General features: G+C 42.4%; 12 protein-coding genes. 1 reads left to right on the forward strand and 11 read right to left on the reverse strand.

Going from position 1 to position 12,739, the window contains the following annotated elements:
* Positions 1-3 precede the first annotated feature (3 nt).
* From ICE89_RS02450 to ICE89_RS02495, 10 genes are all read right to left on the reverse strand, one after another.
* A complete protein-coding gene (locus ICE89_RS02450) occupies positions 4-630 on the reverse strand; it encodes a membrane integrity-associated transporter subunit PqiC (RefSeq protein ID WP_216264702.1) in 627 nt (208 codons plus the stop codon).
* The gene (locus tag ICE89_RS02455; protein WP_216264703.1) at positions 627-1,553 is read right to left on the reverse strand and encodes an MlaD family protein; all 927 of its coding nucleotides are present in this window, start codon (positions 1,551-1,553) and stop codon (positions 627-629) included. The genes ICE89_RS02450 and ICE89_RS02455 overlap by 4 nt, the downstream gene beginning before the upstream one ends.
* Entirely contained in the window at positions 1,550-2,326 is a 777-nt protein-coding gene (locus tag ICE89_RS02460) for an ABC transporter ATP-binding protein (RefSeq protein ID WP_216264704.1), read from the reverse strand. Before ICE89_RS02460 ends, ICE89_RS02455 begins: the two co-directional genes overlap by 4 nt.
* Positions 2,326-3,498: an ABC transporter permease gene (locus ICE89_RS02465; RefSeq protein WP_216263827.1), complete on the reverse strand. Its 1,173-nt coding sequence runs from the start codon at positions 3,496-3,498 to the stop codon at positions 2,326-2,328. The genes ICE89_RS02460 and ICE89_RS02465 overlap by 1 nt, the downstream gene beginning before the upstream one ends.
* A 613-nt stretch (positions 3,499-4,111) precedes the next feature.
* Entirely contained in the window at positions 4,112-5,008 is an 897-nt protein-coding gene (locus ICE89_RS02470; RefSeq protein WP_216264705.1) for an EH signature domain-containing protein, read from the reverse strand.
* Positions 5,005-5,733, reverse strand: coding sequence for an OmpA family protein (locus ICE89_RS02475; protein ID WP_216264706.1), 729 nt, complete (start codon positions 5,731-5,733; stop codon positions 5,005-5,007). Before ICE89_RS02475 ends, ICE89_RS02470 begins: the two co-directional genes overlap by 4 nt.
* Positions 5,734-5,885: 152 nt before the next feature.
* Positions 5,886-7,484 (reverse strand): hypothetical protein, encoded by a 1,599-nt coding sequence (locus ICE89_RS02480; RefSeq protein ID WP_216264707.1) that lies wholly within the window; start codon positions 7,482-7,484, stop codon positions 5,886-5,888.
* 86 nt (positions 7,485-7,570) lie between these two features.
* Positions 7,571-7,963 carry a surface-adhesin E family protein gene (locus ICE89_RS02485; protein WP_216264708.1) on the reverse strand — a complete coding sequence of 131 codons (393 nt, stop codon included), beginning with the start codon at positions 7,961-7,963 and terminating at the stop codon, positions 7,571-7,573.
* A gap of 68 nt (positions 7,964-8,031) precedes the next feature.
* The gene (locus ICE89_RS02490) at positions 8,032-8,565 is read right to left on the reverse strand and encodes a helix-turn-helix domain-containing protein (RefSeq protein WP_216264709.1); all 534 of its coding nucleotides are present in this window, start codon (positions 8,563-8,565) and stop codon (positions 8,032-8,034) included.
* Positions 8,566-8,859: 294 nt separating this feature from the next.
* Positions 8,860-10,470: an EAL and HDOD domain-containing protein gene (locus tag ICE89_RS02495; RefSeq protein WP_216264710.1), complete on the reverse strand. Its 1,611-nt coding sequence runs from the start codon at positions 10,468-10,470 to the stop codon at positions 8,860-8,862.
* A 267-nt stretch (positions 10,471-10,737) separates the two neighbouring features.
* Here ICE89_RS02495 and ICE89_RS02500 point away from each other — a divergent pair, with 267 nt between their 5' ends.
* Positions 10,738-11,127, forward strand: a complete 390-nt coding sequence (locus ICE89_RS02500; protein WP_216264711.1) for a surface-adhesin E family protein — start codon at positions 10,738-10,740, stop codon at positions 11,125-11,127.
* A gap of 25 nt (positions 11,128-11,152) precedes the next feature.
* Here the strand turns inward: ICE89_RS02500 and ICE89_RS02505 are convergent, their stop codons facing one another.
* Complete coding sequence (locus ICE89_RS02505; RefSeq protein ID WP_216264712.1) at positions 11,153-12,730, reverse strand: PAS domain-containing protein; 1,578 nt, start codon at positions 12,728-12,730, stop codon at positions 11,153-11,155.
* Positions 12,731-12,739: the final 9 nt, after the last annotated feature.

Raw genomic sequence — 12,739 nt, forward strand, 5'->3', positions numbered from 1 at the left:
AAATTACTGACCTAAAGGTTTTGGTAAATTGCCAGCGTATTTATAAAGCTGCACTTCATACTCTTGCAAAATCTGAGCCAGCGCTTCTTGCAGACCCAATACCAGCGCTTCAGGAGTACTGTCTTTAAGAGCGACACGCTTGGTATAGCGATTTGCACCAATCAAGGGATTAACCTTACCAGCACCAGTAGCACTCAAGAAAAACTCCACGCTCACCACCGCCTCGGGTTGTTTACGATAATCACCATAAAACTCTTCTACTGTTGCCTGTAAATAATAGTAAGGAAAAAGGTTATTACTTTGACCTACTGTTGAGGAGAAAATATTTGCCTTATTCATCCACTGGCGTTCTGTATTACCAATCATCTCAGCAGGAATGGTTGCGTAAACGTTATAAAAATCCTTTTCATAACGTTGATCGCCAGTGCGGTACACCAAAGACCTGCCGTCAAAAGGGGGCGTAACCGATACAGAACCCATCTTTAGCCAAATATCTGTGCGGGCTTGACGCGGTGGCGCAGTTCTATCTGGAGACACCATCCAAGTAGTGGGTCCTACTGGCGGTCTAGTAGGCAGGGAGCAAGAGACTAATCCCAAGATGGCAAAGCCAAATAAAATTCGCTTCATCATTTCTGCGCTCCAGGCTGACCTGCGCCGCTACTAGGAGTAATTTTCTTAGGTGAGTCGCTCCAAATTAAGCTTGATGGCGCTTGGCTTGCAATACGGCTAAATTCATTTAGATTCTCGCTCGCCTGCTTAATATTTTCTATTGTCAACACGGTGTCGCCCTGCACACTCGTAATAGTCTGACGCAAGGAAGTAGTAGCAGCTACCAATTCACGCATCAGAACACCGAGCTCCTCTTTGTCGGTTGCTTTATTAATGCGAGCCATGATGACGTTTAACTGCTTAACGGATTCAATCATGCCTTCATTACCCCTGCCATCTCCTGCCATCATCACATTGAGATTGCCTAACAAGGCATCCAATTTTTTCTGTGTGCCATCAATATTCATATCATTGAGAGCGCCGATCAGCTTTTGAATGCCAGAAATAATTTCATCCGCTTGGTTTGGCATAGATGGGATTACTGGATACTCGGGCTTCCAAGAAAAAGGGAGTTCGGGAGTATCGGATGCAAGAGCAATAAAATCAAACTCAACGTAATTTACACCCGTAATGCCCATAGATTTGATGCGAGCTCGCAAATTATTTTTTACAAACTCGCTAATTTGATCTTCATTTACTTTGTCACCAAAAATTTGCATTCTGACAACAACATATTGACGGCGATCATGAAAAGGCAAATCTTTTTCATAGATATCACCAGATAGTCCAATCGATGTGACCTGACCAATCTTAACTCCACGAAACCGTACAGCCGCCCCTGCATCTAAGCCGGTTACAGACTGCTTGATATAGGTTTCGACCATAAATGATTTTTGGAAGAATTTGCCTCCGCCAAAAATGAGAATCACAGCAATCAGTACACTAATTGCAGCGAGCACAAAAGCGCCTAAGCGAAAATAATTGGGATTTGAGTTGTTACTCATGCTGCGTCCTTGCTCATAATACGATTGAAGAATTGATGTACCCGCGGATCTTTACTGGTATCGCGCAACACTTTTGGATCGCCCTCAGCAATTATTCCCTTAGCCCCTTTATCGAGCATGATCACTTTGTCAGCTATGGCATAGATGCTAGCAAGTTCATGGGATACGATGATAAAGGTGATGCCTAGGTTTTTTGATAAATCCTGGATCGTGCTATCGAGATCTGCAGAGGTGATTGGATCTAAGCCAGCAGATGGCTCATCTAAGAATAATATTTTGGGATCAAGTGCCATGGCACGAGCAATCGCCGCCCTCTTTTGCATGCCTCCACTAATTTCACTGGGCATATAGGACTCATAAGGTAATAGACCGACTAAATCTAGCTTGCAGCGCGCCAGTAAATCCATTTGCCCTTGGGTTAGCTGGGTATATTCCTGCATAAACAAAGTCACGTTATCGAGCAAGTTCATGGAACCAAATAAGGCGCCTTGTTGATACATCACGCCAAAGCTTGTCATGATCTTTTGGCGCTCCGCTCCAGCTGCGGTAGTAATGTTTTGCCCTTCAATCAGAACATCGCCAGACAGAGGCTGATAGAGGCCAAACAAGTTTTTCAACAAACTGGATTTGCCACAACCCGAGCCACCCAGAATCACAAAAATTTCACCGTAATTCACTGTGAAATTCAGATTTTGCATCAGGATGTTAGAGCCATAACCTACGGTGAGGTTTTGAACATCAATCGCGCATTGTGATTTATTTGGCGTATCCATCAGAAACCCGTCTTGTAGGAAATGAAGGCAAAAATACCATCAACCAGCACAATCAAAACAATACTACTGACAACTGCTCTTGTAGCTGAAATACCAACTGCAGCGGCACCATTCCCCGTTTGCATGCCACGCAGGCAACCAACCGCTGAAATAACCACGCCAAAAAGCGTCGCTTTAATTAGACCCGAACTAATATCTTCGATATCTACAGCCGAGAGCATGCCGTTGTAGAAGTTAATAAAAGGAATGCCGTAAATCAACATCGTCAACATTGAGGAAAAAATACTGACGATGTCAGCAAATAAAGTCAAAATAGGCGCAACCAAAATACCTGCTAATACGCGTGGCACAACTAAAAACCGAATTGGGCTTAAGCCACCAGAAACCAACGCATCTACTTCGCTATTAACAGTCATCGTGCCAATCTCGGCAGCAAATGCTGCTGAGGAACGTCCTGCTAGCAAAATGGCGGTAATTAATGGGCCCATTTCTCGCACAATACCCAAAGCCGCCAACGGGCCGACAAAGGATACGGCGCCAAATTGCTGCATACCGATAGCCGCCTGAAAAGACAGGATGACGCCAATCAAAAACGCGACTAGCCCAACGATGGGTAATGCTGCAATACCCGCTTGCACAGCAGCATTAACAAAATCGCCCCAGCGCACTTGATTAGGATAGCGAATAGACCAAGCTAAATCTGATGCAAGATGACCCGTAAACGTAATTAAGCCAATGGCATCATCAATTAAATTTTGGGCGGCCATTCCAGTGCTGACCACAAAACTTCTTTTGGGCTTTACAACGGGAACTGGAAATAAATTACCGATTGGATTGAATTCACTTAGCAACGGTTCATAGCGAGGATCTAAGCCCACAACATCAAACTTTGCACCCGCAGTTGTTTGAGCCTCTTCAATCCCAATCAGAAATGCAATACCAGCCCCATCTAAAAAAGTGACTTTACCTGCATCAAAAGTCAGGGACTTGCTTTTGCCATCACCCTGTTTGAGCCACACATCTTGAGAATCACGGATTTGAGTCCAAATGCCGCCCAAGGAATAGACATTCACATTGCCACTCATTAGTACTTTGGCATTATTGGCATCAACCTGTGACCAAACAGCCACTGGGGCGTCAGAAACGGCAGAGATGGTGGCAGAATTGCTCATAAGCAGACTATAAGGTATCTCTGTGAAAGATCTGAGAAAAGCCTAAAAAGAGAAAGGGCCCAGTCTTTCAACTAGGCCATTCAATAAGGTGGTGCGGCTGGCAGGAATTAAACCCACGACACCTTGGTTCATAGCCAATATCCCTGATTGACACTTTACCGATATAAATCAATAACTTACATGGAATAATTTGTATATTAATAGGACTGATGCTTCAGGGCTCCTAAGCCCTTGTTTCTATAGGCTTGCAATGTACACAATTGTACAAATTAAGAACCGAATTTATGGAAGCCTCACCATTAGGCTGCGTAATAAAGAAATAAGCTATTGGTAAAAGACTAAAGTTGACTTTACCTATAGTACAGATCATTCTCAATTTCCTCTCTTGAATCAGCTCTCTAGAATGATTGCAAAATCAGACCTTTAGTTGCGGCAAAAAATGATTGGGGGTAAAAAATAAAATACAGCCGTTCCTATAAGGAGCATTGCAGTTATTAAATATAACTGCTAGATCAGCATAGTCCTAGCATTAGAAGAAATCATGTTAGAAATGGATTTAAATCATCCTCATGAGTAATTCTTGATTAATTACAAATAATTACATGAGCACTGATTAAGATGCTTTGGTATTAAGCCAGCCCAAAAGCACCTGAACTGCATCACTACTGGTACCTTGCCACCGCTCTGGATATGCCCTAGGATCGCCAATAACACTGATCAATTTTGCACTCATCGCTGCTTTCAAATCGTCTGGCGGCTTTACTCCTTTCCAGGCTAATAGCAAAGCATCATTAAATAGCGCCTGAACCTGGAGATAGCGAAATTGATTTTGGTTGTCTATACCCCAATCAAAGACCAAGTGGATATAGTCTTCTTGCCGTCTTTTTTCTTTTGGAAATTTAAGCAATTCAATAAAAGCGGCGTGAGCAAAAGCAGTGCTTGCAAATCCAGGCCATAGATCAAATTGATTGATCCACCCCATCAACCCTCTTTTTGTTTTGAGGATAGACTCAGCAATGAAATAAGGCCCCTCAGATGCATTCAATAGATTTAAATCATGGGTCAAGGATTTCAGTGGAGAGCCTGATTTAATAGCGCTACTGGCAAAAAAACGCTGCGCTGTCTGAGCCAGCGTCTCAAATACAGGGTCATTAGGCTTAAAGTGATAGAGGTAAACATAGAATAAGGGCTCAGCCCACTTCATCGCTCTTTTAGCAATCTTGAGAGAGCGCGGAAGATGGATCTCAAAGTATTCACTTAAATAATCCGTTCGCGCAGATAAACTACGTTCTTGCTCAAGCCAAATAGCATAAGGAAAATAACGCCAATAGCGTTGATCCACTTGATGCCCTGACAGCTGCGCCAATGAGAAGCGAATAAAAGTACGCTCACCAACTGCAAAAATATCAGGCGGTAAACCCATTTTTTCAATCGATATCGATTCTGAGTCGATTTTTTGCGCAGCACTTCCTAGCAGAGGAAAATCTTCTGGTAGTGTCGCTAAGTTCATTTTGGCGCTGTAATAGGCTTGCTGTTAGGGCCTTGCATTGCATTCGCTCCAGGCAAAACAACAGCTGCAGGAATGTTTGGGGCCGCAGCAGCAGTTGGAGTACCAGCAGAATCTAAAGCATCTCTAGCTGCTTTGCCTTTTTTAGAATCGGGCTTAAATGCCAAAATGAAGCGTAACTCAACTCGCCGGCTTTTTTCTGCATCCTCTAAACCAAAACTTTTCACTACACGCTTATCAGCATAAGAGCTAATACCAAAGACGTCTAACTTACGTTCATTTTGATAGGATTGGGGCTTACCTTCAGTCAGAACCTCATAAACAGCACGAGCACGATCTAGACCAAGGTGCCAGTTGGTATAATTGCCTTGTTGAAGAGGCTTAGAGTCAGTATGCCCTTCAATGAAAATTGTTTCGATTTCTGCTTGCTCATCATTTGGCGGACAGTCTAGTGGTCTAGATGCTCTTTCAGAATGAACATAACAAGGCAGAATCTTAATCAAGGACTCTCTAGCCTTTTTTAATGTTTGAGTTGAATTCTCATTCAAAACCACACTATTAAATCCAAATAAGGCATCAGCGGGAAGGCCTATAACCCCTGATTGCGGATCAATCACCACATTTAAGCCAGCTTCCTTAAACTTTTGTCCAATGATCAGTACCGCGCTTGCGAGTGGATCGTTAACGCTTTCTCCTCTTTGAATCGAATCGACCCTTTGAGAAAGCATTACTACCATGATAATAAAAACGAACAATAAGCCTATCATCAAATCACTTGCGGAAGCGAGATAGCCCGCTTCCTCAACCTTTTCAGGTTGTTTATTGTGGTTAGATGGTAAAAAAATCATAGTGCTATTTTAGTTTCGGCGAAGATACACAATTAACTCTTAGGAAGAGATTCAACAAAGTCATCCATCGTTTGCTCTAAGGTTGTGATGGTTGTATGAATCGAAGAAATAGCCTGAGCCAGTTTTTCATCTAATTTAAAATGTAACTGCACCACCTTATTAGAATAATCTGACACACCACTAGTCAAATGATTGACGGTTTGATCAATCGAGGTCTTGGTAGATTCAAAATCGGCCCTTAAGGAGCTGAGCGCCGCACGAGAAGCATCCGTGCCTAGTTTAATTTCATGAACAGCGTCCTTGAGTGCACTAGACATCGCAGGAATGCCAACACCAAATTCTTTACTAATGACTTCTTGAGAAGCTACTGTTGTATCTAAACTGCGGGCTATTAGACCTAGCGACTCTGTACTCGATTGAATTTTTTGCACAAAGGAATCAACATTGACAATCACCTTATCGATGCCGTTGACTGAACCAATCAATCCACCCAAGACAAACTCTAATTTAGTAGCGCCTTCGCTAGTAAAGTCTTTTGCTCTCTGCAGGCCAGACTCTAAACCAAGCATGGTTTCATTGGTCTTGGTAACGGTCTTTTCTAAAGCGCTTATGGCGCTACCAAAAGAATCTCCAGCATGAGCAAGAGAGACCCCAGCTCCTACACCAGCAGTATTGAGTTTTTCAGTCACCTCTACCAAGGTTTTTCTGAACTGCTCCATTTCTTTTGCGGAGTCACCCTTAATCGCCTCTAAGAATTTCTCCATAATGTTTTTAAGGGCTTCTTCATTAATACGACTGATACGCTCGGTTAATGTATCGAAAGCATCAATGAGTTTTACGCTAAGGTCATTAAACAAAGGCTCGAGTGCGTTGCCGATCGCTTTAGATATGGATAGCGCAAAGTCTGTTTCAAATCGTTTTAATTGATTTACTTGCTCACGATTTTGCAACAGCATTTCCTGAAACATCCCAAGTTGTGCTTGGATGACTGCTTGTGGGGCATTATCGGGAACAATTACCCTGAGCTGAGTCTGCAATTCATCTATAGCAGATTCCAACTTTTCAAGCGTAAGCTTGGCAGCCCAGTTCCAAACTAAAGAAGTTAGCAAACCAGCAATCGAGGTAATGAACTTACCACCCGCTGTAGCAATCAAACCCTTAAGAGCGGCATCACGAGACTCTTGGTTACCACTCATTGACTGACCAGCATCATTTAATGCCAATGCCAGAAATATAAAGGTAAACATCAAACCAACACCGATCAAAATATTCGGCATCGTTTCATACAATGAGAGATTAATTTTCCCAGCTAATAAGTTTCTAGCAGTCCAAATATCAGAATACGGTTTGAGACAGTACTGTTTAGACCCGGATTCCCCTCGGATGTCGATGAGATTTCTTTTACTCTCTTGGAGTAAATCCATGATTCTAGTATTGGTAGTCGACCCGATAGCAGCCGCAAATATATCCCCACCTGCTGCTTCTTTGCCAGTGAGCTCAACGCAAAGGTCTTTAATTTGAGCGCTAGTTTGGTAAATGACTTTTGACCAAGACCAGTACAAAAAAGCGGCTACAAGAAGAATTCCAATTGCAATGCCAATGGGTAGGTATAGATTGACTGGAGTTTGCATGTTTTAGCAGAAATAAAATAAATAAGAAGATGGTAAGGGAATGATTTTCTGGGGGAATTGAAGTTGGTATTGCCTAATTCTATACATCAGGCGCCCTTACAGACACGTTTCATCACAACCAAGCCTAGAGTGCCTTCTACTACAGGAGCAAAGGGGTACGGGTGCTTATCTTGATAGACTATATTGCCTTCGCCCATTGGCTCAGAGAACCATTTAGTAGACAGCGCTCTTTGAAGCTCTTTCTTGCAGTTGTACTCTATGTAAGTTCTAAAGGATTGATAGGGATACTGATCTTTATCAACGACTAAGTCTTTGGCTTCATTGACTAAAACTTTAACCTTCACCAAACTTTTATTTCTTTGAATTGCCTGGGCATCTATGTAAACAGAAATATCTTGATTGGCTGTCACTTTAGTCCAATCAGCATACGCCTGACTAGCAAATAAGATTGTCCAAAGCAAAACAATTGGTTTAATCATTTTGCAATCTTTCTGCTAGGCGAGTGCGGATTGCGGTGATATTGGTGATCGAGGGCATTGTTATCAGCTCAGGAAAAATGAATGTATGGGCTGAGCAGCCAATACCCGATGCCAAGGACCGCAAGCAAAATCAGTAAAAAGACAATACGCTTGAAGACTAATTTAGGACCAGTGGCATAGGTCACCTCAATGCCCTGGATTGGCAATTGCATAGAGGTTTTCTTGCCAATAATCTTTTGAATCAAGCTGGGCTTTTCAAATTTGATCTCGTTGATCATTTTTTGCGCCAGCATGGCTTCGATCTCATTGAATTCTTTTTGCTCTCTTGAGACTTCAATATCTCCATCGAGCACTGTTTCGCTTGAAACAAAAGCTTGCTCTTCAGGTAGCCCCAGAATTTTGGCTACCTTTTTAGCGCTCGAATATTTGATGTCTGGGGAATAGAATGCGCCCTGCTCTTTGCCTTCGATTTGCCGAATTTGACTGTTAGAAAGAATCGCTTTATTTGCTAATTCCTCGATAGATAAGCCCTGCTTTTCCCTGGCATCCCTAAAGCGCTCACCCACTATTTTGGGTAATAGATTTTTTTGCTTGTCAGACACCAAATCTCCTTTAAGGGTAAGCAAAAAAATCAACTGCTTGCCCAGCACACAATTGCAACACCAATCAGTATTGAATCATTATTTAGATTCTATAAATCATGAGAAGGAGACCTTAAAAACATTGGCCAGCTAAACATTGCCTATAATAATCATGAACTTAGGATAGTGTATACACTAATTGTCATAATGCAAGTATTTCAATTCCATGACAATTTTTTTAACCAATCTAACCGAGATCTACAAGAGCTGGGCGGAACCCGTTAGCGCTCTTGACCCACATCGCCTGATTGGCCCTTAGGCCAATTCTTCATTCGGTGAATCTGCAGCCTCCCAAACATCCTCTTCTGGTGCAAACTGGGTTTGAGCCACAAAGTTTTTAATCGCCAATAACGAGTCTTGGGCAACATCGTCTAGGCTTACCGTCTTCAACTCATCAGAGCACAGATGACGGCACCTCTCTAAATCACCTATTTCTGCAGCCTCAGCCAGTGAAAGCAATTGCCCCAAAATGCCGGAGCGGTCGACGATCGCATCTACGACAACGCTGGGAAGGTTAAAGTGAGATAGTAATTCGCGAGCCGGCTCATCAAATAGGTTATCAATTAAGGATAATCCGCCAACCAAGAAAGCTAAATCACTAGAACCTAAACCACCACCTGCCCCCAATTTGGTTGAAAGAGATTCCATAAAGAAAGCCCGGACACAAACAAGCTGTAATAAAGGGGTGGCATCCAGGGCTACTTTTGCCTTGGTATCGGCATAGAGCAAGAGCTGGGTCCAACGGGTGATGCGCTTAATGCCTGAAATTACAGCAGCATCACGAATATTTTCCGGCTTTTCACGTTTTCTTCGTGAGTCAATCTCAGCGATCACCATGAGATGCTTAGATACCACCGGATTAGCCTCCACTGCAGTTACCAATTCCTTTAACTCGGGAGAAGACAGCAGCAAAGTCAATAACTCTAATAATTTACGATATTCATCACCGCGATGCAATGACAGCTCAGGATCAGGTTTAACAAAGTAAAAACCTTCAAACGCATCGCATCCAATATCGCGCGCATGATGGTACTCTTCTGGGGTATGTAATTTGGACGCAATAATTTGCAATGTCTTGCTACCATCTTTGGATTTTTCATGGCGTGGCAAAGGAATGCCTTTACAGTAATCAATCAGGCTGGATGGTTTAGTGACCTTTTGAAGATCTAACTTCACATAACGAAACTTTGTCAAAATATCATCCAGGCCATCAAAGACTTCAGTCAAACCCGTTAATACGAATTTGTAACCTACGCTTCGCAGTCTTTCAAGCTTTTCTATAATTTCAGGAACCTTAGGTTCTCCAGAGTCCTCAAAATCCTTTTTAGCACCAGCATTAGCCTCAGGATCTTGTTCGGCCTCTTTAGTAAGTTCAGCCTCAGCCTCAATCGCATCTAGAATTTCCGCAAGATCAATTTGCAAGGGAAATTTTATTGCCGGAAATCCGCGCAACTCATCACCCAATTGATCGGCACGAATATTAATAAAACCTAAATGTTGACCCAGGGATTGAGTAACCCCTTTTGTCTTTAGGGAGTAGAGGATTTCAGATAGAGTTACTTGAGTCACCTCCTTACCATCATCATCCCTGAGATTGGCATCGGTCACCTCCTCTGGGTAATTCACTTCGGCTTTGGGATCCTCGGCTAAGCGCTTAGCAATTTGCACCATAACATCATTACGGTCGTTCAGTCGTTTAGCTTTAAGCGTGGTACCTGGTCGAAAGAAAAGCTCATACCCAATGATCGCCTGCTCTCTATTTATGATGGGCTCACGTCCAAGATAAGGATTTTCTGGCGCAATTTTTTCAGGGCCTTTAGGTGCCTGAATTGGTGCAGCTACGGATTTTTTCTTAAAGAGTGCCATGGCAAAGGGGATAAAAAACAGGTCTTAATTTGCCTCGATTTTACTGTATTTGATCAAATACAGACTCGCACTCGCTTTTATGGGGCCCCAAGATAAACCCCGACCATCTTTTTAAAGCTCTAGAACACCCCAAATACAGCCTATCTTGATTCTAGCCAAAGAATTTGAAGTTCAGATGACATAGTCATTCAGAAATGTACATTAGCCATAAAATACAGAATAGAATATTTTGAGTATTAAACACTGACTGTAAATGAAAGAACTTCAATGAAAAAATTCACTGCAATCATCCTGTGTTGCATTAGCTCTGTAGCAATGGCCAATTGGCTTGAGCTTGGAAGCAATGATACTGCCGTTGTGAAGGTAGATACCAGCACCATTAAACGAAACCCATACTCAATCGAAGCATGGGTTTTATTTGACCTTAAAAAACCAATGCAAATTTTTGAGGGCGATAGAGACGTACATTCTGGGGTGGCCTACTATGAATATGATTGCACCGAAAACAAAGCGCGTTTTTTAGAGAAATATGCCTATACGGAAAAAAATGGGCAAGGCGATCGCATCTTTTCATCTAATAAGCCAGAAAATTGGCTCAGTATTCCGCCGAATGTACTCAATTTTAAAGTCTTCACTTATTTATGTAGGCCCAAATAAGCCGCAAGGCTTATTTCCACCGTTTTTACTTACGGCGCTCTTTCACTATTACTAAATCAAAACTGAATGTTGATCCCCGCCCTTCTGCACTATCAATATTTAAAGTACTGCCCATCAACTCCAAAATTCGATTGCTAATAGTTAGACCCAATCCAGTACCTCCAAAACGCCGTGATATAGAGCTATCAGCCTGAGAAAAGGGGTCTAATATTTGTTTTTGAGATTCTGGCGAGATACCTATTCCAGTATCTTTAACAACAAAACGTAGAGTAAAGATGGAGTTTTCTAGCTTGAGTTTCTGAATTGAAAGGTCTATTGAGCCTTGTTCTGTAAACTTAATTGCATTACCGATGAGATTGTTAATCACCAGACTGAGATAGAAAAAATCACCGATTAGTTGTGTATTGGGTTCTAAGTCGCAAAAAAGATTGAATTGCAAACCCTTCGCTTTGGCATTTTCTAAAAATAGACTACGCACCCTGACAAAGAGATCTTCAATTGAAAATGGCGCAGTATTGATGCGTACCTTATTCGCCTCTAATTTAGAGAAGTCGAGGATATCATTGACAATCTCAAGTAATAATTTGGCTGATGATTCGATTCCCATTAGATATTCACGCACCACTGGGCTTAAAGGCTCATACAAGGCCAAGGTAGACAGGCCAATAATGCCTGTCATTGGCGTGCGAATCTCATGAGACATGTTCATTAAAAACTGCGTTTTCACATTGAGCGCAGATTCAGCACCTACCTTAGCGCTGATGAGTTCAGTAATATCCCAATTAGTACCCACCATTCGGAGCGGCTTATTGTCCTCATCCCTCTCAACGGTCGCCAGACCTCTGATAACACGGACAGTTCCATCTGGCAATAGGATTCTGAATTGAGTATTAAATTCACTAGCACCTTCAAGCGCTTTGGTTATAGCCGATTCAGCTGCAGTTCGATCTTGAGGATGAAGAGCACTAGCCCAACCTTCATACGAACCATTAAATTGGTCTTGCGTGATGCCGTACAACTTACACATTTGGTCATCCCATACCAAGCGATTATTGAAGAAGTCAAAATCCCAAATGCCCACAGAGCCTGCTCGAGCTGCTAACTGCAGGCGATTATTGGTTTCAAATATCACTTTTTCAGCTAATTTACGCTCTGTAATATCCCGCTGAATAGAAACCCAATGTGTAAACCAACCCGCTTCATTGGCAATAGGAATAATGTTCAGTTCCTGCCAAAATTCTTCACCATTTTTTTTATAATTTAATATTTCTTCGCGCACATGCTTCCACTCGCCAAGTGCTTTGAAAATTCTACTTTTGGTTGCTGGGTCAGATCTTGGTCCCTGAAGCATTCGAGGATTTTTTCCCAACACGTCGTTAAGTGAATAACCAGTCTCTCGAATGAAGGCCTCGTTTACATAAACAATGCGTGGCTCTCGATGGTCATTTGGAACGTCGGTTATGACAACAATATCGTTGGTATTGGCAATGACTACTCCAGCTAGCTTGAAGAATTCATCCTGTCCAATCACGGAGAAAGATTCATCATTCCCCGACTGAGCAAGCTGCCCCTGAATGCCTAGGGAGTGATTGGTATTCGTCATAGGCTCAAA

Source organism: Polynucleobacter sp. AP-Kaivos-20-H2 (assembly GCF_018882215.1).
Taxonomy (GTDB): domain Bacteria; phylum Pseudomonadota; class Gammaproteobacteria; order Burkholderiales; family Burkholderiaceae; genus Polynucleobacter.

What these genes read in the sequence shown, in the direction of transcription:
- ICE89_RS02450 (WP_216264702.1), bottom strand. Translation starts at nt 630, where the DNA reads ATGATGAAGCGAATTTTATTTGGCTTTGCCATCTTGGGATTAGTCTCT.
- ICE89_RS02455 (WP_216264703.1), bottom strand. Translation starts at nt 1,553, where the DNA reads ATGAGTAACAACTCAAATCCCAATTATTTTCGCTTAGGCGCTTTTGTG.
- ICE89_RS02460 (WP_216264704.1), bottom strand. Translation starts at nt 2,326, where the DNA reads ATGGATACGCCAAATAAATCACAATGCGCGATTGATGTTCAAAACCTC.
- ICE89_RS02465 (WP_216263827.1), bottom strand. Translation starts at nt 3,498, where the DNA reads ATGAGCAATTCTGCCACCATCTCTGCCGTTTCTGACGCCCCAGTGGCT.
- ICE89_RS02470 (WP_216264705.1), bottom strand. Translation starts at nt 5,008, where the DNA reads ATGAACTTAGCGACACTACCAGAAGATTTTCCTCTGCTAGGAAGTGCT.
- ICE89_RS02475 (WP_216264706.1), bottom strand. Translation starts at nt 5,733, where the DNA reads ATGCTTTCTCAAAGGGTCGATTCGATTCAAAGAGGAGAAAGCGTTAAC.
- ICE89_RS02480 (WP_216264707.1), bottom strand. Translation starts at nt 7,484, where the DNA reads ATGCAAACTCCAGTCAATCTATACCTACCCATTGGCATTGCAATTGGA.
- ICE89_RS02485 (WP_216264708.1), bottom strand. Translation starts at nt 7,963, where the DNA reads ATGATTAAACCAATTGTTTTGCTTTGGACAATCTTATTTGCTAGTCAG.
- ICE89_RS02495 (WP_216264710.1), bottom strand. Translation starts at nt 10,470, where the DNA reads ATGGCACTCTTTAAGAAAAAATCCGTAGCTGCACCAATTCAGGCACCT.
- ICE89_RS02500 (WP_216264711.1), top strand. Translation starts at nt 10,738, where the DNA reads ATGAAAAAATTCACTGCAATCATCCTGTGTTGCATTAGCTCTGTAGCA.
- ICE89_RS02505 (WP_216264712.1), bottom strand. Translation starts at nt 12,730, where the DNA reads ATGACGAATACCAATCACTCCCTAGGCATTCAGGGGCAGCTTGCTCAG.